This window comes from Sphingobium fluviale (assembly GCF_004122115.1).
GTDB lineage: Bacteria > Pseudomonadota > Alphaproteobacteria > Sphingomonadales > Sphingomonadaceae > Sphingobium > Sphingobium fluviale.
Map to the genome: position 1 here is coordinate 1 of NZ_SBKP01000021.1, position 22,233 is coordinate 22,233.

The window sequence follows — 22,233 nt, forward strand, 5'->3', positions numbered from 1 at the left end:
AAGCGCGATACAAGCGTGCTCGCCTGGCTCGACACGCTTTGAAATAATGTGAAGGAACGTTTGCAGGAAACCCCAGAACTCGGCCAATCTGGCCGCGCTCCTTCACATTATCGACACCTCGCGATTACTCAAGCTTCTGAAGGATGACGATCGCGCCATTTTGACAGCTGCCGCCAAGGCTGAGGAGGCGTCGACCCTGCTGTTGAAGCTTGGCGGAAGGGTCATGCCCGAACAGTTTGACGACGCGTCAGACGACGCTGCGCTTGCGGCCTGAGGGAGGATGCCATGGGCCGATCAGTCAGCTATCCCAGCGGCGCAATCGTCGCCTTCACAGTGCTTGAGGTCGAAGCCGAGGACGACTGGGAATTCGAATACGATTGGCTGCTTGACGAACTGCGCGAGCGAGCCGGCCGAGCTTTCCCGTCGCTGATCCCGCATGACGGTTGGCGCGGCCGGGAGGACCGGATCCTTATGCGCAATGCCTATGCGGATTTCGGCGCATCGGTCTACGGCGGGCTAGTGGCCGTCTGGATCGTCGAACGCGATGACGGCGCCTATTGGGACGCCGATTGGCGCACGGCCCGCTCACCGCGGGCACAGCGCTGGCTGTCCCAGATCGCATCCCGCTTCGATGACGTGTTCGGCGACTATGACTGTCTCGGGCATATGTCGAACGGAGAGGGTGTCTACACCAAGCGAGCGGCTTGAGCCGAGCCGGGGCGGTGCATGCATGAGGCATAGGGCGTGCCCCTGCCAATGGCTGTTCCGACCGCCCATGGCCTGGCGCCATGCGAGAGAGGCCCTGGGCCAGCCGCCAGTCTTGCGCAACCCGGCGTGGCCGGGCCCGTGTTGGCCTTTGCCCTTCGGGCTCAAGGCCTGCCCGCGCCAGCCCGCCCGCGCGGGTTCCCCCTGACGGGTGCGCAACCCTGCCTGAATGCTGGCCCTGACGGGCTCTCGCTGGCGCAGCCATGAACGGGTGCGTCGGCCTCACGTCAGTCAGGAGGACATCCCATGCACACGTCATTCGCCGACCAACTCGCCGGGCTCGATCTTGCCGGCTTCTCGATTGGACCCGCTCCCGTATCGACCAGCGATTTCCCGGTCCGGGAGGCTGTCGTCCAAACCCTCGAAGCGGTCTGGTCCGATCTCTTCGCCATGGTGTCGGGGACCGCTCTTGAAGCCGACGCCGAGGATCTCGGCTGGGCCTTCGTCAACATCTTTCACCGCTCGGCGGAACGCAAATCGACTGCCCTCGACCGCGCGACCGATGAGGTCCGCGCGCTGATTGCGACGGCTGACGGATCCGAGGTCCACACCCATGAACTCGAGACCCAGGTCGAGCGGGCGCAATGCGCTGAAAGCGCGATGCTGGCGCTCGAAGAGATGCGCGAGGTCGCAGCAGGCCTCTACCTCAACGAGTTTGGTTCCTCCTGGAAGCCCGTCTCCAGTTCTCGCTTCAACCACAGTGCAATGCTGACGTCCGCGCTCGTCGAAGGCCGGGATTTCCTGCGCGCCCGCGCCGAGGCAAAACGCCGTGCGGCCGTGCCCGAAGGAACCCCGGTCGTGTTCGCTGGCGGGCGCACCCGTCATGCTACCGAAGACGAGGCGCTGACCTTCGGCAACAATGTCTGGGCCACGCTCGACAAGGTCCGCGAGCGCATGCCGGACATGGTCTTGATCCATGGCGGCGATACCAAGGGCGTCGACCGCCTGGCATCGAGCTGGGCCGAACGTCGCGGCATTCCGCAGGTGACGTTCTCGCTCGACATGCGGCTGGGCGCCCGTGCCGGCTTCAAGCGCAACGAGCGGATGCTCTCGCTCGATCCGCGCTACGTCATTGCCTTTCCGGGCAATGGCGTACTCGAACGCTTGGTGATCGAGGCCAAGGCTCGGCGGATCACCGTTGTCGATCGCCGCGGCCCCCTCGGCACCAATCCGAAGAACACTTCGGCCAGGACCGATTGAGACCCTGTCGGTCTTCGCGCCAGCGCCGGATCGGCGCTGGCGTCGTCCGTCAGAGGAAAGGCGGGCGCCTGTCGCTTGGAGCCAGCGAATGGTCGTTGGCTCCTTTCTACAGGAGGCATTCCATGATCGATATCGAAGCCGTGATGGCCGACTTTGCCGTTCGCCAGGCCGAGCGGCAGACCCAGGTGGTTGAAGAGATTCAGCAGCTCAAGACCGTCATTCTCCCGCGCTTGCAGGAAGCCGGCATCGCCCGCGTCGAGATCCGCTTTGACGGTTGCGGCGACAGCGGTGCTATCGAGGAATGTGTCTGCCTCGATGCAGCAGGTGCGGCGATGGCGTGCCCTGATGTTACGCTGCAGGTAGGCGAAGCACATACGACGGATGGTGCCGGTTCCGAGCAGCTGCCGTCGCTTGGGCAAGCTCTCGAGCAGCTGACCTATCTGGCGCTCGAACGTCACCACCCTGGCTGGGAGATCAACGACGGTGCCTGCGGCGAACTCGTGATCGATGTGGCTGAAGCGACCTTCGTGCTCGACTGCAGCCTGCGCTTCACCGCGACCGATGATCACTCGACCGAGCTCTAGGAGATCTGGCATGGCCCACTGCTACTACCACGCCCTCTCGTCGGTCCGGAAATGGGGCGGCACGGTGGATGACTATCTCCCGCTGCACCAGTGGTTCGACGAGTCCAAGGCAATCCTGGCAGACCCCCGACATCGCGCGCTGCGGCACCATGCCGAGGGGATATTCATGCTGGAGGCGATCTTCGGCGAGACCCTCGTCAATGCCGATGGCCGGGTCGTTCCGGTGCGTTTGATCGGCGAGCAGCACGTGCGCGAAGACTTGGGCTCGATCCCCTCCTTTGCGGACTGGGCACGCTTGATCACGCCGCAGGCCTGGATGCTGCGAGGCAACCCTCTGGACGGCGCTGAAGGGGTGACGATCGATATGCCTGTCCTCGGCGAAGCAGTTGCGTCCAGCACCAGGCCACCTGCTGGAGGAGCGGTCCGTACCGTGATCTAGGAAAGGGTTCTCCGGTGGAGGGCTGGCGGGGGAATGATCCGACCAAGACCGGAGGGAAACGAGGCAGGGCAAACCTGTTCAAGGCATCCGGCTCCACCCGGCTTCGATACAAACCTGTCCCTGAATCACCCCCCGTCGAGACGCGCAACCCGGATCAGGTCCGGCCGAGTTGCCGGGCTGTGCCCGGCTGCCCGCACCACCCGAACCAGTTCCGGGTTCCCCTCCGGTGCGCTTCGCCGCGGGGCGCTTCTGCTCGGGTTTGCAGCCGGGATGGACCCGGAATGCTCGATCAGGAGAAATACCATGACCAATCTCGTTATCCTCGTTGGCCGCATCGCTCGCGACCCCGAAACCCGCACCACCCAGGGTGGAACCAGCATCACCTCGATCTCGGTCGTCACCGACCGTCCCGCCCGCAAGGATGGCAAGACCTACAAGGACGAGAACGGCTACACCGCCAAGGACAGCGAATTCCACCGGATCACCTGCTTCAACGGCCTGGGCCAGAACGTCGCCAAGTTCTGCACCAAGGGCCAGCTCGTGACGGTCGAAGGGCGCATCCACTACACCCAGTGGGAAGACCAGTCCGGTACCAAGCGCTACGGCTGCGAGATCATCGCCGACAAGGTCGACTTCCTTACCAAGGGCCGCTCCGGCAGCAACGAGGGTGCCCCAGACATCGACGAGGACTGAATGTCCTTACCCCACGACAAGGCCCCGGTGGCAGATGCTATCGGGGCCTTTTCTTTTGCTCGGGGGCTATGCGGCGGCGCGGGGCATCGAACCCCTTGCCGCCGCTGGTTGGGGCTACGCAGGGGCGATCCGCTTCAGCGTTTCCTCGATCCCGAGCGCCATTGATGCGCGGACAATCTGGCGCAGCTGGGCCGGTTCGATTGTCTCGGCGCCGCACTCGATAAGAATGTGGCCGAGGACAATCGCAGCCTCGTCGCGAAGCTTTGCTTCCTTGGCCGCCAGTTCGTCGCGCTGTTCCCGGAGCTTCTTCAAGGCATCGACCGGATTGTTCTTGCGGGGCATGTCAGTCCTTTCCGCCCCCTTGTTTCGTGGTCCCTCGATAGCTCCTTTGCCACCGCGCCCAGGGTGTAGGAAAATGAGAAAAGCGGCGCCCGAATACAGCCGTCCCCTGCAACCGAGAGGGTAGAGAGGCTGGCTCACGGATTGCCCAGCATGATGTCCGTCCACATGCCGCCTCAAGGACGGCAGGGCCCCACCATTTTGCCGGAGAAGGGATGAATCCCTCCCCCGACAAAATCGTTTCCCCCACCGCCGCTGACGCGGCCGCGCGAGCGCGCGGTCCCTGACCCGTCATGCGCACGAACATCGCACTTCCCCCTGTCGTTCGAGACAACCTCAGGAGGATCTTCATGGCTTATTCTGCACCTTGCACCGCTTCATCCCGCAGCTACTTCGAGGCCCTGGAACTCGCCGAACGCAGGGCACTGCACAGCTACTTCGATCAGCACATCGTGGCAGACGACGAGTTCGGATACATCGCGCTCGATGAAGGTGACTACTGCGCCCTGCCGGCACACCTGGCGACGCGTGTCGTCCACACCATTCACGGGTCGATGCTGGATGAATTCTGACGCCGAAAAGGGTGGGAGCCGGGAGCGGTTCCTGCCCTTTTATTTTGCTCGCAGTTGGTTCGATCGCGCTCGGGATCAGTTGCGACGAGCAGAGTGCGGGCATCGGCGCCCGCACGCGCTTTGGCTCCGCGCTATCGAGCGCCCTTCAATCCCTCCAGCATGTCCAGCGAAGTGACCGGATCACCCTACCGCAGCTTGGTAGACTGAGCACACCGTACGCAGTGACACTGCTGGATTTAGTATAGGTATATCAGTGTGATACGCTGAAGTTTCGGGCTGGTGTTAAACCAATTTGAGCGTGATGCATGCCTTGGATTCGCGATTTACGGGCAAATTGGGGCTACCTAACTCTCTGAATTGGTGCCAGTTTATCGCAATTGACGCGCCAATGTTCCTGATTTATTCTCATCGCTGTCTTCCGCAAGATCGAACCAGGTTCGCAAGGGTCAATTGGACCCCAGAACATGGATCGGCATCTCAGTCTTCAGACATACGTACCCCGCCCACTTGCTGACTGGATTAAGGGCAAAGCCCGGGACCAGCAGGTCTCCGTCAGCATCGTCATTCGCGATCAGCTGGTCGATGCCTGGCAGCGTGAAAACGAAGCGCGAAAGCGGCCTGGGGCCCTCGACCCGGTACGGCAAAACCTGTTCATCACGGTAGCCCTCGAAGCGCTCCTGGCCAGCCATACTGATGGCTCGTTGCGGCAGCGTACGCACGAGGCTTACAATCGCAGGCTCGCCCGGCTCGGGCTCAGCGCCTCCGCACCCGAGGGAGGCAGCGATGAAGCGTAATCTCCTCAACTTCACGCGCGGCAGCCAGCTCCTCGGTCACTTCGGTTTCATGTTTGCGGCAGGGCTCAAAGGGCCGCTCTTGGTGACTTTCATTGTCACCGCCTGGCTCTCCTATTGGGAGGTGGCTTCGGCGCTCACCGATCACCAAATCTACCTTGCATGGATGCATCTCTATGCTTCGGGCTACGCCTTCATGGAGTTCGATCCCGGCAAGCTGGTGGAGCTGAAGCTGGCCGGTGGCGGCACCGTCCGCTTGCCCTTCAATGTCGTTCGCGACTTTCCCCCAATGCGTGAGGCCGTAGCTGCGCTCGGCACCGCCATCCGGCGCGGCATGGGCCTTTCTGCGCTCATCCTCGTCCCTGCCTTTATCGCCTTTTGGTGGTTCGCTGAACGGTTTGGCGGCAAGTCCAAGGAGCGCAAGCACGAGCGCGGCGCGATGCTTGTCACCCTTGACGAGCTCGAGGCAGAAATCGACCGGCACAACAGTACCGAGCGTGCCCGCGAACTGCAAGCCGCGCTCGGCTGGAAATGGCGGCTGGCAGGCGCTGCAGCGACCGAAGAGGCAGGCTTTTACAGCCCGGCTCATCTCGCCGGCGTGTCCTGGCCATGGCGCCTTGAGCAGAGCCATACGATGCTGATCGGCACAACCGGCACCGGCAAGACCGTGGCCCTGAGCCAGCTCCTCGCCGAGGCCCGGGCGCGTGGGCAACGCGCGGTGGTTTTCGATCTCACCGGGGCGTTCATCGAGGCCTTTTACGACCCCGAGCGCGACATCATCCTGAACCCGCTCGATGCCCGCTGCCCGACCTGGAGCGTTTTTCATGACTGCACCAGCGAGGGCGAATTCCACGCAGCGGCCGAAGCCCTCGTTCCGCACGACGGTGGCGGCTCGGAGCAGTTCTGGGTGCTCGCCGCCCGCATGCTCTTCGTCGAGATGTGCCTGCATCTCCAGCGCACCGGGCAGGCTACCAACCACGCGCTCGCGACTAGGCTAATGACCGCCGATCTTGCGCAGGTCCACAAGCTCATGCGCGGCACCATGGCTGACCCGCTTACCGCTCCCGAAGCGGCGCGCATGGCGGAGTCGATCCGGGCCGTGTTCAACGCCAATGCCAAGGCGCTCAAGTTGCTGCCCAACAATAGCCCGCGCTTCTCGGTGCGGGACTGGACGCGAGGCATCTCCGCTCCGGGATCGATCCTGTTCCTCTCGGCGCGCTATGTCGACATGTCGATCTGTTCGCAGCTGCTCACCTTGTGGCTCGACACCGCGATGAACACGCTGATGACCATGGAGCGCACCCCGGATCTCCGAATCTGGTTCCTGGTCGACGAACTGGGAGCATTGCACCGGCTGCCCGCGCTGGAAAAAGGGCTCCAGACCGCACGCAATTTCGGAGGAGCGATTGTCACTGGCGTCCATGCCTTTGCCAAGCTCAAGGAAGTCTACGGCGAGAACATGGCGATGACCCTATCCTCGCTGGCTCGAAGCAAACTGATCCTTGCCACGGCCGACCGGGAGACGGCGACCTGGTGCTCCGACTTCATCGGACATCGGCAGGTGCGCGACATGGAGGAAGGGTACAGCTACGGCTACAACAATGCTCGCGACGCCGTCAGCCTGACTCCTCGGCGACAGATCGAACCACTGCTCCTTCCCGACCAGTTCATGAACCTGCCGCGGCTCTCCGGCTACCTCAAGTTCCCCGACGGATTCCCGGCCGCTCCGGTCACCCTCGTGCCGCGCCGTTTGCCCCGGTTGGCCGAAGGGTTCATTGCGCGAGCCTCCGAACCTGGCCCCCAACGGACTGCCCCGGATGAGGGAGCTGCAGCGGGCACCTCTTCTCCTGCATCGCGATCCGAACCCGCCGAAGGTGCGCCAGCCGCGAATGACGATGGCGCCGGCAAGCCGGTCGTCCCCCGGCAACTGAAGCTCGACCTGCAGACCGTGAGGCCCACGCCCGACGAGGCAAGCCAGAAGGGTGAGGAACAGTCCCGCACCCTGCCTACCCGTGACGCGCGGGGAGCGCTCCACGAAGGCAAGGCTGAGATAGCCACCGAAGCCACCGCGGTGGGCGGAACTGCCGTGACACTGCCGCCGGGACCGCTTCTCTCTGGCAGGAGTGAAGCAACCGACGGAGCGCAGCTGTCCAGTGATGAGAAGGCGCTGATGCGAGGAGACAAGCCCGGTTCGAGCGACTTCAAGTCGCAGCCGATCGAGCGGCCGCAAGAGCGAGACCATCCTCGCGTAAGGGCGGAACGAGACTTGCTCGAAGGCGGCATCGAGAGCGGCGAACAGGACTTCTACGAACCCGATCTTTGAGAGCCGCAAAGCAAGGGGGCACCTTGCTTGAAGGAACAGGATCCATGCTTTCGGTCGCCAATGTCCGGTCAGCCTCCGGCGCGGCCAGCTATTTTGCTGCCGACAACTACTACGCAAGCGCGGACGCCGACCGATCGGGTCAATGGGTGGGATCAGGCGCCGCGGCGCTGGGCCTTTCCGGAGAAGTTGATGCCGTAGTCTTCGACAAGCTCCTCAAAGGTGAACTCCCCGACGGAACCAGGGTCGGCCACGAAAACCAGCACCGTGCCGGAACCGATCTCACTTTCTCACTGCCGAAGAGTTGGTCGGTTCTCGCGCTCGTTGGCGGCGATAAGCGGATCATCGAAGCCTATCGCGAAGCGGTCATCGAGACGCTGCGATGGGCCGAAAAGAACGCGGCCGAAACGCGCCTCGTTGAAAGCGGGAAAGTGCGCACGGTTCAGACCGGCAACCTCACCGTGGCGCTGTTCCAGCACGATACGAACAGGAACCAGGAGCCCAATCTCCACTTCCACGCCGTAGTCGCCAACGCCACGAAAGGTGCCGATGGCAAATGGCGAACATTGAAGAACGACCGGCTCTGGTCGCTCAACACGCTGCTCAACAGCATGACGATGGCGCGCTTCCGCCTTTCGGTTGAAAAGCTCGGCTATGCGGTAGGCCCCGTTGGCAAACACGGTAATTTCGAGGCGGCAGGCTTTACCCGCGAGCATGTCATGGCCTTCTCCACGCGGCGCCAGCAAGTGCTCGACGCGCGGCGTGGCCCCGGGCTTGAAGCTGGCAAGATTGCGGCCCTCGACACTCGCAGCGCCAAGCAGGCAGTCGCAGATCGGGGCGCACTTTTGTCGAGCTGGCAAGACCATGCCCAGGCCGCAGGCCTCGCCCTGCCGGCTATGGTTGAACAGGCGCAGACCATCGCAAATCCAGCATCTCGCACCCCCGCATCCGGCACCAGCCTGATCGAGCGCGGCAAGGCGTGGCTTCGGGATTTTGCCGAGCGGATCAAGGGCAATCCTGCCGATCCGCTAATCCCGGCTCACGTCCTCAAACAGGACCGCGAAACCATTGCCGCCGCCCAGGCAACGGCCTCTGCCGTACGCCACCTCTCGCAGCGCGAAGCAGCCTTTCCGCGTGAGGCGCTGTACAAAGCAGCACTGGACTTTGGGCTGCCCACAACGATCGCGGCCGTCGAAACGCGGGTCAATGCGCTGGTGCGTTCGGGCGATCTCGTTCCAGGGTCAGGAGAGCACAAGGGCTGGCTAACCTCGCGCGATGCGCTTGCTAGTGAGCATCGCATTCTCGCTGCCGTCGAAGCCGGGAGGGATGCTGTCGCTCCCATTCTCGACAGCAATGAAGCGGGTGCACGGGTCAAGGCCGTTGCTGCCATCAATCACGGTATTGACCTCAACGCGGGCCAGGAAACAGCTGCGCGCCTGATCCTGTCGTCGACCCACCGGACGATCGCCATTCAGGGTGTAGCAGGTGCCGGTAAGAGCAGTGTCATGAAGCCCGTGGCACAGATCCTCGGCGAGGAAGGCAAGGAGATCATCGGGCTCGCGGTTCAGAACACCCTGGTGCAGATGCTGGAGCGCGATACCGGCATCACGTCGATGACTTTGGCTCGGCTACTCAAGAGCTGGGCGCCGCTCTTGGAAGATCCCGGCAATGCCGGTCTTCAGGCTGAAGCAAAGGAGGCGCTCGGCGACCGGGTGCTGGTCCTCGACGAAGCTTCGATGGTCTCGAACCACGACAAGGAACGCCTCGTGACGCTGGGCAACCTTGCCGGCGTCCGGCGGCTTGTTCTTGTTGGCGACGCGCGCCAGCTCGGTGCGGTCGACGCGGGCAAACCCTTCGATCTCGTCCAGAAGGCGGGCATTGCGCGCGCAGACATGACCACCAACCTCCGGGGCCGGGATCCGCAGCTGCGTCTCGCACAGGCCGCTGCTCAATCGGGCGATGTCCATACCGCCCTCGGTCATCTCGAAGGCTCGACGATCGAGACAGCGGGGGACAGCGCATTGGTCGCTGCCGAGCAATGGTTAGCGCTACCTGCAGAACCATGAACCACCAGGCTTTGACGAACCACTAAATCGCCCAGATCTGCCCATGGACTATGCGTCCACCACGCCATCAGTTTGAGTTGACACGTGTGGCGGAGGTGGTCGTTTTCCGTGTCCCGAAGATGCTACTCCCAGTCTGCGGATTTCAGGCGAAGGCTATTCGCGTTCTCTGAGACGGCTCGTTTTATGCTGTCGCTCGCACCATCCGGAAACTCCGCAGAGATTTCGACCGTCAGCCGGACGTTTGCATTAGGATCGGACGCCAGCAATGCGATTATCTCATCCGCGAGATTGACCAAGTGCATCTTGGCGGTCGCAGGCGGAATTTCAGCGGTCCCATAGAAAACCTTTGGCTTTACCGAGGCAGGCTGAGGCGTCGCTGTCGGTATTCCCGGTTCGGAAGATGGCGGAGCACCCGCTGGGGGAGCACCGGTAACGGAAGTGGTTGCCGGCTCTGCGGGTGAGGCCGGCTCCGCCGGACGGTTGGCCTCCTCGTATGATTTCGCCGCGTCAGGGTCGATCAGCAGCAACGTATCGTCAAAAACGGCCTCCCCGCCACCAAACGAGAATCCTTCGTACTTGCCTTCGCGCTCTCCGTAAGCGGTCGCAAAAAAGTCGCGGCTTGCTGAGCCTGATCGTATCGCCTGGGACTCAGGGAACTGGCGGACATAGGCGACAAGCTCGTCGATAAGCACAACGCACGGTGAATATCGCTCTAGAAGCTCACGCAGCACTTCCTTGCCCGGAGAAGTTCCGGCGGCATCGGACTCGGCGACAAGCGCAAAGCCTTCAGCGCCGCCAAGCTGCCATGCAAGCTCACCCCAGAGGGTCCTTACGGCTTGACCGCTATACATGCGCGACTGGCTCGGTCCGCGATCGGTGCCATCGATGACGGCAACGCGCGCCTGAGGCACGTCCATCAAACCCGCGCGGTCAACAAGCGCGGGAATTCCGGAGAGCTCGGCAAGAGCGCATTTACGGGTGGCAAGATGATAGACCGCGAGCATAGTGTGGGTCTTGCCGCCGCCGAATGCCGTCTGAAGCTGGACGACCGGCTCGCCACCCTTGCCAGCAAGGCGCTGGGCGACCTGCGTGAGCAGCATCGCCATGCCTTCAGTGATGAACGTACGCTCGTAGAACGCGACAGCGTCCTGATATTCGTGGCTGGCTTTGCATGACTTCACAGCCGTAATGTCAGCTGCGAACTCTGACTGCTGGAACGTTCCTTCCAGCACGTCTCGGTGAGGGACTGCAACCTCTCTCCACGGTTTCATCGAAGATCCCTCATTCAAACAGATCAGATTGCTGCGCCTTGGCTGCTGTGTCCGATGCAGGACGCGCCGACCGATCCAAAGCCTGGAATCGAGGTGTTCACCGTTAACACGGCAGGAAGTTCTGTCGGCAGTGAGATCGAACGGGTTTGCACTGACAACGAGTTGGTCATCTCGACTTGGTCGCCAATCCACCTCCGCGGAAAGCTGAGAGAACTCTACTGGAACGGCGGAGCTTGGTCTGCGAATGCTGCCGCGTTCTTGGAAGACACACTTCGCTACCTGTACATGCCTCGCTTCCGCAATCGAGACGTGCTTACTCACTCGTAGACACGCTCAGCGGTTAAGCAGGGACTGTCGCCCGTCAGGCAATCCTCGCGCACGAAGCGGCAGCTGCCGTTGGCCTCGAGCTCGCTGCAATCATTGCCGGCGATCCTGGCCGAACAGGTGTAATTGCGCTGCCAGGCCCAGCAGGGCTGGGTCACCGACACGCCGTCGACGATCCGGGTGACGGGATCGCTGTCGGTGCAGACCTCGCTGTCGAGCGAGCAATTGCTATCGCCCGCAAGACCCGAGCATTGGCTCTCGTTGCGCTGGGTCGTCACCACGGTTTCGGTGGTCGTGGTGTAAGGCGTCGCACCATCAACCGGCGCGGTACAGCTCACCAGGTCGACATGCAGGTCGCCATAGGAACAGCCCCAGTAAATTCCGAAATAGGGATCGCACAGGTTGATCGGCCAGGACTGCGTGACCGTGCACTGCGGCGCCGGATAATGATTGCAGGCGTAGATGCTGGCGGGATCGACCCCGCTGCCGCCAACGCAATAGTAGCCGTAAATGTCGCGCGGGGTTGCGCTGGCCTCCAGCGTGATTGGACAGGATGCGGACTTCTGCTCGGCCGTATAGCCGGTGTTGCAGGTCGCCATGTACGTGCCGACCGAGCCAGTGCCCGGCGGCAGCGGCACGCAATTGCCCTTCGAGCCGGAGACCGACATGCCGCTGGTGTAGTCGAGCGGGGTCTTGCTGATCTCACCCGAGCGCGCGAGGATGCTCTTGATCTCCTGGGGTGAGAAGCGCGCCCGATTGTTCATCGAATCCTCAATCGCGCGGATGGCAGTGTTGCTGGCAGCTGCACTGCGCGCAGCGCCCTCGATCCGGTCCGGATGGGCGGCCAGATCTTCCAGACTCTGCGTCCCGGCGGGGTTGAAACCAGGCACGCGCGAGGCGTCGGGTGCAGTAGTGGCTGCACTCTTCACCTGGTCGATCACGGCATTGCCGAACGCCTTGCCGTCGGCCTTCGCATCAGCAGTCGTCTGCCTTGATTGTGACTGGGCCGAGACGGACTGAGCGGCGCCCGCGCACAGGAGACCGGCGCAGAGTAGCGTCAGGATCGTTCTCATTGATCGGCTCCTGCTTCGAGGCGGGTCAGATGAAGGCGCGCCAGCGCAGCGCCCGGGCCAGCACCGTCTTTGAAGGTTTCGAGGGCCTGTCCGACAGTCACATTGCCGGTCAGCCGGTCGTGGGGCGGCGGGACGTCCTGGCAATCGAAGCCATCGCAAGGTGAGAAGTCGCTCCCCACCATGACAAAGCTCGGCGCTGCCTCGATGCGAAAGGCGCGGAACAGGCGCGGGTCGATTCCGAGCGCCTGCGGGGCATCTTCGCCTTGCCAGATCTCGGCCAGGAGCGCCTTGAACCGCTTTGAATCGCCAGATGGGAAGCCCCGCAGCACGGTCACGCCGCCGGCGCGGCCCATGTCGCGCACCAAGGCCTTCAAGGCCTCGGGCGGCATCGACAGACTGGCAAAGGCGATGAAGCGCGGGCTTTCGCCAAGCGGCGCTTTTTCCGCCTCGGCGCGCTCGCGAACCATCGCATCGAAATCGAAGACATCCGTGCTCTTCGCCGTGGGCGGCAGGTTGTCCGCGTAGCGCGCGCCAGCTGCCTGCGCCCGATCCTGGGTCTGGAGTGCATCATCGTGCACGGCTTCGGCCCGTTCGCGGACCGTCGCCGCCAGGGCGGCTGCGTCCTCGGCGTGCTCTGCCGAGCGGGCGCGAATAGCGTCGAGGTCGATGCCGTCGGGGGCACTCTGGGCGAGCGCGAGGCCCGCGAGCGGGAGAGCCAGTCCCAGCGGAATGAGAAGGAGTTTCCGGTTCATAGCGCGCAGCAGTTCCGCTTGCGCCAGACGAGGTAGCCCATGTCCTCGCCGATCGCGGGGATGACCTGTCCAGCCGATTGAAAGGTGGTGGCGGCGCCGATCGGGGGGCAGGCATAGCGCCCCTTGGTCGCCGGGTTCGGATTGGTGGCTTGGAAGCGGTATTGCTGCTTGCGCATCACCGGCATCAGGTACTTGCCGCAGAGCCCCTTGCTGCCCATCGTGCCCCAGGCGACGAGCTCGCGGTGGAGCTTGTAGGCAAAGCGCGAGAGCACGAGCCGCGAAGCCTGGACATGCCCGATCGAGGCCGAGACATTGCCGTTCATCGGGTACATCGAGCCCTGGCAGCCCGCGCACCAGAACATCTCGTCAACCGGCAGGTGGACCGTCGAGGACACACAATCGGCCGCGCAGGCGGCGAGCGCGAGCGGGTTGGCGAAAAGGACCGCCTCGGGATTGATGATCGCGGTGAGTTCGCTGTCCTGCCAGAGCGGATCGATCTCTGAGATGTAGAGAATGTCGATCGAGCCCGATTCCAGGCACAGGAAATCGGTGACGATCTCCATCCAGTAGATCAGCGGATAGGCGTACCAGTGGACATGCCAGCTCGAGTAGTTCTGGCTCGCCCCGCCGATCGCCGACGGCCCCTTGATCGAGCGAAACCCGATATCGAAGCCCGGATCGAGCTTCATCCCGCCCAGATTGACGAAGCACCAGGGCTTCATGCTGACGTCAGCAAGCCGGACCGGCTCCCAGAATCCCATGGCGATGCCGGGGCGCAAACCGCACAGGCATAGCGGCAGAGTCGGGTTGGAGGGATCAGGACGGCTCGACGGCCAGATCTTGAGGCCCCCTACCGAGATCGGAAACAGGCACGACCAGCAGATGTCGGTAATCGGGTTGACGAAGCTACCGGTGCAGCGGCCCGGACCCGCATCGGCACTGGCTGGACTGGCCAGCGCCAGACCGAGGCTTGCGAGCATGACCGCAGCCAGACGACGAAGATGTGTCATGGGCGGGCTCCTTGGCGAAGCGGAAGAACGATCTCGCTGACTTCGAGCGCGCGGCCTCGCTGACGCACCCGCGCCGGCACCGCCCCGATCCCGAAGTGGCGAATGAGTTTGCCGCCCTGGTCGAAGTAAAAGCGTCGCTGCCGAGCCTTCATCAGCTCGAGCGGCGCACCCTTGGTCAAAATGAGTTTCGCAGCTCCCGACTGGCTCAGCGCCCAGCTGAGCTGATCGGGATCGTCGCCGTCGAAGAACAGGAGCTCTGCGCGCAGGGGTACGCGGTCGAGCGGGTTCACCCTCGTGCCGCGTGCATGAATGAGCTCGCCCTTGGGCCCTCGAATATCGGTCTCGAGCGCAATGGTCGGGTCAAAGCTCCAGCGACGGGCGGCGCTCGCGCGGACCAATCCGGAGACCGGCTCGGGCCGATTGACCCGGGCCGTGGTGCGCCGCTGCAGTTCCTGGTTCAGCCGCTCCGTCTCGCCCGACTTTTCCATCGCGGTCAGCCGCGTATGGATCTGCTCGAGGAGATCTCGCTCGATCACCAGGAAGACCGCGCCGTGCTGACCATAGTCACGGGCCTCGGCCGCAGGGACGCAGGCAAGGCAGAGCGGAAGGATCAGTGTACGCCTCACAGGATCGCCCTCCCGCTGCCAAGAATGTGGCCACGGCAGGCAAAGCCCACTTCGGCATAGCGGCTGTCGAAGCCGCGCGGGTGGTCGCTCCCGACATAGTAGCAACCGCGCGGGATAACCCCTTCGGGGCCGGGGCTGAGTGTCAACCCGAGACGGGTGCGCGCGAGGCGCGCCCCGACCTTGCGTCCGTTGACCAGGACCTCGGCGCCCTCGTGGCTCACCACATCGCCCGGCAGGCCGATCACGCGCTTGCCGAAGAGATGCGGCCCCTTCCCGAAATGCCTCTCCAGCATCGCCGAGGCTGGCGGCTCAAAGAAGATCAGGCTGCCGCGTGCGATCGGCGCCGATTTGTCTAGCCAGAAGGCCCAGTTCGGCAGGCTCGGGCTCGCATTGATGAGGAAAGCATGATCCTCACCGAAAGCGGCAATCGGCGCCCAGGCAAACGGAAGGGCGACAATCCCCGTGAGGAGCAAGGGACGCCGGACGCGGCGCAGCGTGCGGGCGACAAGATCCGTCATGGCCGCTTCTCCCGGCCAAGCTTGGCGGCAACGCGCTGCTCGAGTTCAGCCGTGGCATCGGGCACGTTACTGCTGAGGACCGCTTCGGCGACCAGCACCACCCGGCCATTGCTGCCCATCTCGCGCACCGCAGCCTCGGCGGCCTGGAGGTAAGCCAGCGTTCGTGCCTGCCCATCCTCGGGCGCCTTCCCGCTGCGCGCTTCGGCATCGACGAAGCGCGCGATCGTTTCGGAGAGGCGCACGGTGACGATCTGCTCGCGGGGACGCGCTACTTCGCGGCTGACCCAGGCACCCCAAAGAAGGAGGCAGACCGCAAGGAGAACCGCGCCCAGACGCAGCACCAGTGTGCGATTAAAGGGCTGTAATAGGGTCGTGTCAGCCATTGTCGGTCTCCTGGGAAGCAGGCGGAGCGAGCGTCTTTTCGAGGCGCTTCAAAAACCGCGGTGCGCGCGCCAGCAGGACGCCGAGCGAGGTCGCGAGGAACACGCCCTGGAGGTCCTGCGAGAAGGCGATCCGCCGGATTGCGTCCGCATCGCGGTAGTGGTCGGCAAGATTGGCGAGCTGCGTGAACAGGAGCCCGAGGTCCCAGCCCGCGAGGAACAGGAACGCAAAGAGCGGCAGGCCGAGCACAATCAGCAGGGTCGAGACGGCAAAGCGCGACGCTTCGATGAGGACGAAACATGTCCCCTGCAGAAACGGCAGCAAACGCGGCTGCGGCGACCACACCCCGATGTGGTCGAAGGGCGTCTGGTGGAAGGCCATCAGCGCTCTCCCTGGCTGAGGCCCGCAACCTTGCGGATCGCATCGGCAAGCGGCATGCCGCGCGCCTCGAGCGCCTGGATCGCGGCGTAGGTGTCGGGATCGGACGAGAAGATCGTCGCCGAGAGCGGGTCGAGCACCAGACGGCCGATGGCCTCGGTCTCAGGCCCCTTGATGAAGATCTCGGAATACTCCGCGCCCGAGCGCTTCAGCGACCGGATCAGGGTCTCGGTGCGATCGTCCATGTCGAGCCGGGCGCTCTGCCGGAAATCGGCAATCGTCTCGGCCTTCTGCTGGAGGATCAGCATCCAGTCGCTGTTTTCGAGTGCCGCGCGCGCGCCGTCAGACTTGTAGTAGTCGTTCAGGGACTGGGTGGCGGTCGCAAGCGCGCCGCCATATTTGCGCGCGGTGCGAGCATAAGTCTCGACGAATTCGCCCATCGAGCCGCCCCGCAGCATTGACCAGGCCTCGTCGATCAGCAGCAGCTTACGCGTTGCTCGCGACGTGCGCGTCATGGCCTGGCCGGTCATGAACATGATCGCCGAGAGGACCACGCTCCTGAGTTCCTCGCGGCTCGCAAGGTCGCTCATCTCGAAGACGGTGAAATCATCGTCGAGCGCGAAGCTGGCCTGCCCTGAAAAGAACCCGCCATAGCTGCCGCCCCGGCAGTAGGGCGCGATCGCGGTCGCAAGATTGACGCCGAGCTCGCCGCCGCCCTGTTCGAGGGCCGCCGCGATATCGTCGATGCCGCCGCCGCTGCCGAGCGTGTCCCAGACCGTCGTCACCGCTCGGTCGATGAGGCCGCGCTCGGTATCGCTCGGCTTGTCATCGTGCCGCGCCATCTGGCCGATGATCGCCTTGATCATCGCGAAGCAATCGAGCCGGTAGTCTTCATCGCCCGCCGCCCGGGCATCGTCGACCATCGAGAAGGGATTGAGCGAGAAGCCCGCCGCCAGCGTGAACTCGACGAACCGGCCGCCCTGAAGCTTCACCGAATGCTCGAACGAACGGCCATCGTCGATCACGACGACCTTGGCGCCCGCGCCGCGAAGGGCCGCGCAAAGCTCCTGGAGCAGGACCGACTTGCCCGACCCCGACTTGCCGCAGATGGCGATGTTATGGTTGCCGGCCCCATTCTCGAACGGCGACCACCAGAAGGGCTGGCCGCGGCGACCGACCAGCAGGAGATGGGGCACGGCGCGACCGAGATATTCGCCCTGCATCGGCGCGATATTGGCCGCCGTGGTCGAAAGCATGGTGCGCATGCGCTTCAGGCGCAGCATGTCGTCGGCCAGCCCATCGGCGAGGCTTAAGGGGAAGGCTGCAACCAGGCCCTGGAGCTGGAGAAAGCGCTCGTCGGCGAGATCCCAGCCTGCCGCCTTGAAGATCGCCTTGATGACGCGTTCATGCGCGTCGCCCTGGCCGAGCGGCGAATAGCTGGTGAGCCCGTAGAACAGCTTCACCAGCTTCTTGCCGGCCTGCAGTTCGTTTTGGACGTGCCGCCACTCGGCAGACTGGTCGGCAAGCTTGGGCAGGAAACGCGCACTCTTGGTCTGGCTCAGGCTCGTGGTGCGCATGAACTTGTAGCCGGCGCGCGCCGAGGCGGCTTCCTGGTCGGGATAGACCAGACACAGCATGGTCGCGGTGGGGCAAGGAAAACGCAGCTTGTCGGTGAACATGTCGCCGATGAGGCGCGCACATTCCCAAGGCGCCCAGCGTTCGGGGAACGCGCGCACGGCAAAATGGCGCAGATCGAAGCTATCGGGCAGGCATTCGCCGACTTCGGGATGGCCCGCGCGGTCGCGGCCGATCTCGCGGAACCGCTCGGTTCGCAGCACCATGCGGTCGTCTTCAACCTCGATCTCGATGTCGCTGCGGATCGCCTGGGCGTCGATCTGCTCGAGCGGATTCCAGCTTTCGCGCTCGGGTTCGCGGGCCGTGGTCGGCGAGGTCAGTTCGTCGATCAGCCCGATCAGCGCCGAGGGCCGCAGCGCATGGGCTTCAAGGCCGAGCGAATGAATGAGACCCAGGAGCCCCTCGCGGCATTCGGCGAGTTCGGCATCGGCGACATGCGCGCTTTCTGGCACGCCCAAAGAGACGATCAGACGGCTGCTGCGGACATGGAAGGGCGCGTGCGCCGACCCGCTCTCCCAGACGAGATCGTAGAACCGGGCGATCCGCTCCCGCGCGATCGCTTCGTAAATCCCGCCCTGCTCGTAGCGGGGTGCGAACCACGGCGAGACGACCTGCCCAATGCGGGGGCTCGCGAAATTGAGCACCTGGAGGCAGGCGCCCTGGGGCAGCCCTTCAGAGAAGAACTGACCTAGGATCTCGCCAGTGCGCTCATCAGCGCCGATGAGCGGCGTCACCTCGAGAATGAAGCCCTTGGAGCGGGCATTACGGTAAAGCCCGGCGCTCTCGTCGAAGACCCGGTACGGGAGCCAGTCCGAGAACATGTCGAGGCCGAAGCTCATGCGCGGCTTTTCCGCCGAGGCCGTGTCCGCAAACAGCGAGCCCATCAGCGCATCGCGCGCGCTGGCAAGCGAGAGAGTCATGGTTTTTGACCTTCCTGAGAAGCGGGCTCCTCATGGTGTGCATCAGGGTGGGGGACCCGGGCCGGGAGGGAGGCAGTCCCGGGTCCCCCGGCCGGCGCGTGCTGCAAGGGGGCAGTCAGCACGTCCGGCACGGCGGTGGTGGTAGGATCGGCAGGAAGATCGGCCGGGGGACCGACCGGGCGCGGCGGCTCCGCCGCGCTCTCGGGATGACGAGCGGCGCTCACTGCACGGGCGAGTGCCCGAGCGACTTCGCGGCGGCTCGCCGGATCCTGAAACTGGCTGGCCGCGCTCGTCGGCAGCGGCACCTCGACGACCCGCGCTTCATGCGTCCGCCCATCTGCGTCGCGATAGGCCGCGAGCACGACGCGCAGCCGTCCTTTGGATATCTCCGGCTGGATGCGGGCCGATGGCTGCCTCATCGCTTCGGGCGTTTTGCCGGAAGCCTGGGTGGCCGCTTCATCGATCACCGAAGTCGGCGCGCAATTGCCCTCCGGTGCCCGGCACGAGAAGCTCCCTTTGACGTTGCCGCCGAGCACCGTGCAGCCGCTGGTGATGACAACGAGGGCAGCGAGCGCCGCAAGACGCAGCGGTGCGAGTGAATGTCTGTCGGAGCGGTGCATCACTGGCCTCCCTTGTTCGGGGTGAGGCCAAGGAAGCGGCGGATCTCGCTCGCCGGGCGATAGCCCTGCAGAACCGCGCCATCGCTCGCCCGCACCAGCACCGGGGTGCCGTTGAAGCCATTCGTTTTGGCGAAAGCCTCGTTTGCATCGAGGCCCTTGGGCTTGCAGCCCGGTCGCGCCTTCGGCGCCTCACCGGCATAGGCGGCATGGAGCGCGGCGGCCGGATCGGACGCGCAGAGGACGGCCTCAGACAGCGCCCGGCTCTTGGCGCCGAAGATCGAGATCGGCCGTTCCTCGACCTGGACGTTCGCCTTCGTGAGTTCGCCGGTCAGCCGCTGGCAGTAGCCGCAGTGGAAGTCCGAAAAGACCACCACCTTGGGACCTGCCGGATTGCCCCAGCGCACGGCGCCATCGGCGGGGAGCTTGGCGAGATCGACCTTGGTCGGGACCGCGTTCGCCGGCTCTTCGTCCTGCGCCTTGCTCTCGGCGCCCGCGCGCGCTGCGCCGGCGGCGATGAGGTCAGGGTTGAGCTCGAGCAGGCGCGCTGCCGTCACATCTCGGCGCGTCTCCATATCGTAGAGCCGCCCCACCAGGAGGTAGCGGGCAGACGCATCGACGTAGAACAGCGTGCTCCCCGACACGACCTCGCACAGCCCGCCGAAGCCCTCGCAAGTGAGTGCGTCGATCGGCGTCTTGGGAAGGCGTGCCTTGAGTGCAGCGCGCACGGCGCTCGAGGTGTCGCTCGCCTGGGCCGGCGCAGACGTCACCGCCGCGAGACCGAGGCTGACGACGGCGAAGGCCGTCGTGAGGGCAAGCGCTGCCGTTGCGGCGCGGGCTTTGAAACCCGGCCGGAAATCCGTGTAATTCATTTCGTGTTGCTCCTGACGTGAACGCCGTCGAGAAAGACGATCTCGACCTCGATGCCGGTCGGCATCTCGACGACGGGTTGGTATTGTTCGGCGCGTTCGATGAGGTACTTGCTCACCGTATCGGCGGCCTCGCCGGCGCCCTGGCCGATGCCGCCCGTGACAATGTCGGTCGGCGAAAGTGCCTGCCGCTTGCCATCGGCCCCGATCTGACCGGTGAAGATGCCGTTGGCATTGGCAGAGAAGCCCCGGCCAAAGCCGCCGACGATGCCGGCAAGGAGGGCTTGGCCAACCAGACTGCCTTCGCGGCTGACGACACGGCCACGCACGCCCGACTTGCCGGCAAAGCTGATGAAGCCTTTGACCTCGCTCACCGCATAGCGGCCGCCCGGCTGCGCGCAGGTCATGCGCGCCAGCTTCACATAGACTTTCTCGCTGCTGAGATCGCCGCGGGCCGCGCCGTTGACGAGGCAGCCGGTGATGTCGGTCGTCAGCACCTTGCCGCCGCGCATGACCGAGCGTGCCGGGCCGGTAATCCGCAGCACCACTGGGAGCGGATCGGTCTGGCTGGCGACACCGGTCGAGGCGTCGACCCCGACAATGACCCGCGCCGGCGCATAGCTGTTGGGCGGCAGGTAATCGGGGCTGTCCTGCAGCAGGAGCTGCGGGGCGGCGGTGTCGCCGGCCGGCTTCTTGGGTCCGGCACCGCCGGTCTCGAAGCTCATCAGGCTGACCTTGGCATCCGCTGACGGGCCATCGGCGGCCTGCCGATTTGCACCGGGCGCCGGGTTGCCAGCACCCGGAGTGACACCAGGGCCATAGGCTGGGGGCGGCATGACCGGTGCAGCCGATGCGCGCGAGGTCTGGTCGAGCTGTACCTTCAAGGCCGCGTTCTCTGCCGAGATCGCATCGATCGCGTGCTGACCGTCGGTGCGCATCTGCGCATTTTCGGCCTTGAGCGCGGCGAGCTGCTGCTCGAGCTCGGGGCGCGAAACCTGGCCTTCCTTGAGCGCCTTGATCTCGCGGTCCTGGGCATCGGCCCGGTTGCCGTAGGTCGCGACAAACTCGCGTTCGGACAGGTTGCGGTTGACGAGCCCGCCGGTGTCGATCGTCACCGCTTCGCCGGAATCACCCGAGCCTTTGTCGTTGTCGCCGCTGAACAGGAACGTCGCGCCGCCAACGAGGGCGATGGCGCCGACACCAATGAGCAAAGCCTTCTGCCGCTGGGCAATCTGGCGATTGAGGTTACGGCGTCCGACTTCGCGCCGGCTCTCAGGGGTGGCGGCCACCTGGCCGTTGTCGGCTGCGGTTTCACCGCCTGACCGTTCGGTTTCTTGTGCCATTACTCGAGCCCTCCCTTGCGGAAGACAAGGAAGGCGCTGGTCGTCTCGCCAGGGCGCAGCGCATCGCGGCCATAGGCAAAGGCGATGGTTCCGGCCGGACCCTCCCGGTCGGCCGCAAGGTCAAGCGGCTCCTTGCCGAGGTTGCGTAAGACCAGGCGCTGCCCGACGAGCTCGGCACCGGAGTATTCCGCGACCAGCTGGACTTCGATCCCACCGGTCTTGCGGGGGAGCCCCAGTTCGGCGCGAGCCGAAAAGCCGGGAAGGACCGCATCCCCTGCCATGGCCTCGATCAGGCGGATCGCCGCCTCGTCGGGACCTGCCGCCTGCTCCCAGTCTTCGGCCTCGTGGGTCTTCAGCGCAGGGTTGGTGACGAAGATCTGGCTCGCCTCTTGGGCAGCCGTCCGGCACGCGAACTTGTAGACGTAGCCCGCCTTGCTCGTGGCAAAGAAGCCCACCCGGTCGGCGGCAAACTGCGGCGGGACCGAAATGTAAATGTCGCCGCGGACCGGCTCATGGGTCACAGTGAAATCGTTGTAGGGATATGCGCTGGCGATCTTCGAGACGTTGGCAAAGCCATCGTCGATGAGCGCAATGCGGGTCAGCTCGCCGCGCGAGAGCACGCAGTCGATCTTGGCGTTGTCGGCCGCTTCGACGAATTGGTCGGCAAAGGCCGGGGACACGCTGAACGCGAGGGCGCACAGGGCGGCGCCAAGCGCGGTCGTGGGGGTAAGATAGCTCATGGCCGTC

General features: G+C 64.5%; 23 protein-coding genes. 8 read left to right on the forward strand and 15 right to left on the reverse strand.

Features of this window, described 5'->3' with window-relative positions; translation table 11 throughout:
• Window positions 1-285: 285 nt before the first annotated feature.
• The 5 genes from EQG66_RS14160 (at window position 286) to EQG66_RS14180 (ending at window position 3,681) form a co-directional block, all read left to right on the forward strand.
• The gene (locus tag EQG66_RS14160) at window positions 286-708 is read left to right on the forward strand and encodes a hypothetical protein (RefSeq protein ID WP_129405205.1); all 423 of its coding nucleotides are present in this window, start codon (window positions 286-288) and stop codon (window positions 706-708) included.
• Between the two features lie 303 nt (window positions 709-1,011).
• Window positions 1,012-1,965, forward strand: a complete 954-nt coding sequence (locus EQG66_RS14165) for a DUF2493 domain-containing protein (RefSeq protein ID WP_129405206.1) — start codon at window positions 1,012-1,014, stop codon at window positions 1,963-1,965.
• Window positions 1,966-2,087: 122 nt separating this feature from the next.
• Entirely contained in the window at window positions 2,088-2,549 is a 462-nt protein-coding gene (locus EQG66_RS14170) for a DUF6878 family protein (protein WP_129405207.1), read from the forward strand.
• 10 nt (window positions 2,550-2,559) lie between these two features.
• Window positions 2,560-2,988, forward strand: a complete 429-nt coding sequence (locus tag EQG66_RS14175; protein ID WP_129405208.1) for a DUF6915 family protein — start codon at window positions 2,560-2,562, stop codon at window positions 2,986-2,988.
• Between the two features lie 303 nt (window positions 2,989-3,291).
• Window positions 3,292-3,681 (forward strand): single-stranded DNA-binding protein, encoded by a 390-nt coding sequence (locus tag EQG66_RS14180; protein WP_129405209.1) that lies wholly within the window; start codon window positions 3,292-3,294, stop codon window positions 3,679-3,681.
• Window positions 3,682-3,795: 114 nt separating this feature from the next.
• Here EQG66_RS14180 and EQG66_RS14185 read toward each other — a convergent pair whose 3' ends face one another.
• A complete protein-coding gene (locus EQG66_RS14185; protein WP_129405210.1) occupies window positions 3,796-4,023 on the reverse strand; it encodes a DUF6437 family protein in 228 nt (75 codons plus the stop codon).
• A 347-nt stretch (window positions 4,024-4,370) separates the two neighbouring features.
• Here EQG66_RS14185 and EQG66_RS14190 point away from each other — a divergent pair, with 347 nt between their 5' ends.
• Window positions 4,371-4,592 (forward strand): hypothetical protein, encoded by a 222-nt coding sequence (locus tag EQG66_RS14190; RefSeq protein WP_129405211.1) that lies wholly within the window; start codon window positions 4,371-4,373, stop codon window positions 4,590-4,592.
• A gap of 446 nt (window positions 4,593-5,038) precedes the next feature.
• Here EQG66_RS14190 and EQG66_RS15405 read toward each other — a convergent pair whose 3' ends face one another.
• Entirely contained in the window at window positions 5,039-5,281 is a 243-nt protein-coding gene (locus EQG66_RS15405) for a hypothetical protein (protein WP_181951817.1), read from the reverse strand.
• A 94-nt stretch (window positions 5,282-5,375) separates the two neighbouring features.
• Between EQG66_RS15405 and EQG66_RS14200 the strand changes: the two genes are divergently transcribed.
• Entirely contained in the window at window positions 5,376-7,706 is a 2,331-nt protein-coding gene (locus EQG66_RS14200; RefSeq protein ID WP_129405212.1) for a type IV secretion system DNA-binding domain-containing protein, read from the forward strand.
• A 44-nt stretch (window positions 7,707-7,750) separates the two neighbouring features.
• A complete protein-coding gene (gene mobF / locus EQG66_RS14205; protein ID WP_245988117.1) occupies window positions 7,751-9,769 on the forward strand; it encodes a MobF family relaxase in 2,019 nt (672 codons plus the stop codon).
• A gap of 122 nt (window positions 9,770-9,891) precedes the next feature.
• On the opposite strand, the gene EQG66_RS14210 is transcribed toward mobF, so the two are convergent.
• From EQG66_RS14210 to EQG66_RS14275, 13 genes are all read right to left on the reverse strand, one after another.
• Window positions 9,892-11,040, reverse strand: a complete 1,149-nt coding sequence (locus tag EQG66_RS14210) for a DUF499 domain-containing protein (protein ID WP_129405213.1) — start codon at window positions 11,038-11,040, stop codon at window positions 9,892-9,894.
• A gap of 317 nt (window positions 11,041-11,357) precedes the next feature.
• Window positions 11,358-12,437 (reverse strand): conjugal transfer protein TraN, encoded by a 1,080-nt coding sequence (gene traN, locus EQG66_RS14220; protein ID WP_129405214.1) that lies wholly within the window; start codon window positions 12,435-12,437, stop codon window positions 11,358-11,360.
• On the reverse strand, window positions 12,434-13,189 hold the full coding sequence (gene trbC, locus EQG66_RS14225) for a type-F conjugative transfer system pilin assembly protein TrbC (protein ID WP_129405215.1): 756 nt from the start codon (window positions 13,187-13,189) through the stop codon (window positions 12,434-12,436). The genes traN and trbC overlap by 4 nt, the downstream gene beginning before the upstream one ends.
• Window positions 13,186-14,199 (reverse strand): conjugal transfer pilus assembly protein TraU, encoded by a 1,014-nt coding sequence (gene traU / locus EQG66_RS14230; protein ID WP_129405216.1) that lies wholly within the window; start codon window positions 14,197-14,199, stop codon window positions 13,186-13,188. The genes trbC and traU overlap by 4 nt, the downstream gene beginning before the upstream one ends.
• On the reverse strand, window positions 14,196-14,825 hold the full coding sequence (traW, locus tag EQG66_RS14235; RefSeq protein ID WP_129405217.1) for a type-F conjugative transfer system protein TraW: 630 nt from the start codon (window positions 14,823-14,825) through the stop codon (window positions 14,196-14,198). The genes traU and traW overlap by 4 nt, the downstream gene beginning before the upstream one ends.
• The gene (locus tag EQG66_RS14240; RefSeq protein ID WP_129405218.1) at window positions 14,822-15,343 is read right to left on the reverse strand and encodes a S26 family signal peptidase; all 522 of its coding nucleotides are present in this window, start codon (window positions 15,341-15,343) and stop codon (window positions 14,822-14,824) included. The genes traW and EQG66_RS14240 overlap by 4 nt, the downstream gene beginning before the upstream one ends.
• Window positions 15,340-15,726, reverse strand: coding sequence for a TrbI F-type domain-containing protein (locus EQG66_RS14245; protein ID WP_129405219.1), 387 nt, complete (start codon window positions 15,724-15,726; stop codon window positions 15,340-15,342). Before EQG66_RS14245 ends, EQG66_RS14240 begins: the two co-directional genes overlap by 4 nt.
• Window positions 15,719-16,105 (reverse strand): hypothetical protein, encoded by a 387-nt coding sequence (locus EQG66_RS14250; RefSeq protein WP_129405220.1) that lies wholly within the window; start codon window positions 16,103-16,105, stop codon window positions 15,719-15,721. The genes EQG66_RS14245 and EQG66_RS14250 overlap by 8 nt, the downstream gene beginning before the upstream one ends.
• Window positions 16,105-18,657 (reverse strand): type IV secretion system protein TraC, encoded by a 2,553-nt coding sequence (gene traC, locus EQG66_RS14255; RefSeq protein ID WP_129405221.1) that lies wholly within the window; start codon window positions 18,655-18,657, stop codon window positions 16,105-16,107. The genes EQG66_RS14250 and traC overlap by 1 nt, the downstream gene beginning before the upstream one ends.
• Window positions 18,654-19,277 carry a hypothetical protein gene (locus EQG66_RS14260; RefSeq protein ID WP_129405222.1) on the reverse strand — a complete coding sequence of 208 codons (624 nt, stop codon included), beginning with the start codon at window positions 19,275-19,277 and terminating at the stop codon, window positions 18,654-18,656. The genes traC and EQG66_RS14260 overlap by 4 nt, the downstream gene beginning before the upstream one ends.
• Window positions 19,277-20,146: a DsbC family protein gene (locus EQG66_RS14265; protein ID WP_129405223.1), complete on the reverse strand. Its 870-nt coding sequence runs from the start codon at window positions 20,144-20,146 to the stop codon at window positions 19,277-19,279. Before EQG66_RS14265 ends, EQG66_RS14260 begins: the two co-directional genes overlap by 1 nt.
• Window positions 20,143-21,486, reverse strand: a complete 1,344-nt coding sequence (locus EQG66_RS14270) for a TraB/VirB10 family protein (protein ID WP_225011208.1) — start codon at window positions 21,484-21,486, stop codon at window positions 20,143-20,145. Before EQG66_RS14270 ends, EQG66_RS14265 begins: the two co-directional genes overlap by 4 nt.
• Window positions 21,486-22,226, reverse strand: a complete 741-nt coding sequence (locus EQG66_RS14275) for a type-F conjugative transfer system secretin TraK (protein ID WP_129405224.1) — start codon at window positions 22,224-22,226, stop codon at window positions 21,486-21,488. Before EQG66_RS14275 ends, EQG66_RS14270 begins: the two co-directional genes overlap by 1 nt.
• Window positions 22,227-22,233 lie beyond the last annotated feature (7 nt).

What these genes read in the sequence shown, in the direction of transcription:
- EQG66_RS14160 (WP_129405205.1), top strand. Translation starts at nt 286, where the DNA reads ATGGGCCGATCAGTCAGCTATCCCAGCGGCGCAATCGTCGCCTTCACA.
- EQG66_RS14165 (WP_129405206.1), top strand. Translation starts at nt 1,012, where the DNA reads ATGCACACGTCATTCGCCGACCAACTCGCCGGGCTCGATCTTGCCGGC.
- EQG66_RS14170 (WP_129405207.1), top strand. Translation starts at nt 2,088, where the DNA reads ATGATCGATATCGAAGCCGTGATGGCCGACTTTGCCGTTCGCCAGGCC.
- EQG66_RS14175 (WP_129405208.1), top strand. Translation starts at nt 2,560, where the DNA reads ATGGCCCACTGCTACTACCACGCCCTCTCGTCGGTCCGGAAATGGGGC.
- EQG66_RS14180 (WP_129405209.1), top strand. Translation starts at nt 3,292, where the DNA reads ATGACCAATCTCGTTATCCTCGTTGGCCGCATCGCTCGCGACCCCGAA.
- EQG66_RS14185 (WP_129405210.1), bottom strand. Translation starts at nt 4,023, where the DNA reads ATGCCCCGCAAGAACAATCCGGTCGATGCCTTGAAGAAGCTCCGGGAA.
- EQG66_RS14190 (WP_129405211.1), top strand. Translation starts at nt 4,371, where the DNA reads ATGGCTTATTCTGCACCTTGCACCGCTTCATCCCGCAGCTACTTCGAG.
- EQG66_RS15405 (WP_181951817.1), bottom strand. Translation starts at nt 5,281, where the DNA reads ATGGCTGGCCAGGAGCGCTTCGAGGGCTACCGTGATGAACAGGTTTTG.
- EQG66_RS14200 (WP_129405212.1), top strand. Translation starts at nt 5,376, where the DNA reads ATGAAGCGTAATCTCCTCAACTTCACGCGCGGCAGCCAGCTCCTCGGT.
- mobF (WP_245988117.1), top strand. Translation starts at nt 7,751, where the DNA reads ATGCTTTCGGTCGCCAATGTCCGGTCAGCCTCCGGCGCGGCCAGCTAT.
- EQG66_RS14210 (WP_129405213.1), bottom strand. Translation starts at nt 11,040, where the DNA reads ATGAAACCGTGGAGAGAGGTTGCAGTCCCTCACCGAGACGTGCTGGAA.
- traN (WP_129405214.1), bottom strand. Translation starts at nt 12,437, where the DNA reads ATGAGAACGATCCTGACGCTACTCTGCGCCGGTCTCCTGTGCGCGGGC.
- trbC (WP_129405215.1), bottom strand. Translation starts at nt 13,189, where the DNA reads ATGAACCGGAAACTCCTTCTCATTCCGCTGGGACTGGCTCTCCCGCTC.
- traU (WP_129405216.1), bottom strand. Translation starts at nt 14,199, where the DNA reads ATGACACATCTTCGTCGTCTGGCTGCGGTCATGCTCGCAAGCCTCGGT.
- EQG66_RS14240 (WP_129405218.1), bottom strand. Translation starts at nt 15,343, where the DNA reads ATGACGGATCTTGTCGCCCGCACGCTGCGCCGCGTCCGGCGTCCCTTG.
- EQG66_RS14245 (WP_129405219.1), bottom strand. Translation starts at nt 15,726, where the DNA reads ATGGCTGACACGACCCTATTACAGCCCTTTAATCGCACACTGGTGCTG.
- EQG66_RS14250 (WP_129405220.1), bottom strand. Translation starts at nt 16,105, where the DNA reads ATGGCCTTCCACCAGACGCCCTTCGACCACATCGGGGTGTGGTCGCCG.
- traC (WP_129405221.1), bottom strand. Translation starts at nt 18,657, where the DNA reads ATGACTCTCTCGCTTGCCAGCGCGCGCGATGCGCTGATGGGCTCGCTG.
- EQG66_RS14260 (WP_129405222.1), bottom strand. Translation starts at nt 19,277, where the DNA reads ATGCACCGCTCCGACAGACATTCACTCGCACCGCTGCGTCTTGCGGCG.
- EQG66_RS14265 (WP_129405223.1), bottom strand. Translation starts at nt 20,146, where the DNA reads ATGAATTACACGGATTTCCGGCCGGGTTTCAAAGCCCGCGCCGCAACG.
- EQG66_RS14270 (WP_225011208.1), bottom strand. Translation starts at nt 21,486, where the DNA reads ATGGCACAAGAAACCGAACGGTCAGGCGGTGAAACCGCAGCCGACAAC.
- EQG66_RS14275 (WP_129405224.1), bottom strand. Translation starts at nt 22,226, where the DNA reads ATGAGCTATCTTACCCCCACGACCGCGCTTGGCGCCGCCCTGTGCGCC.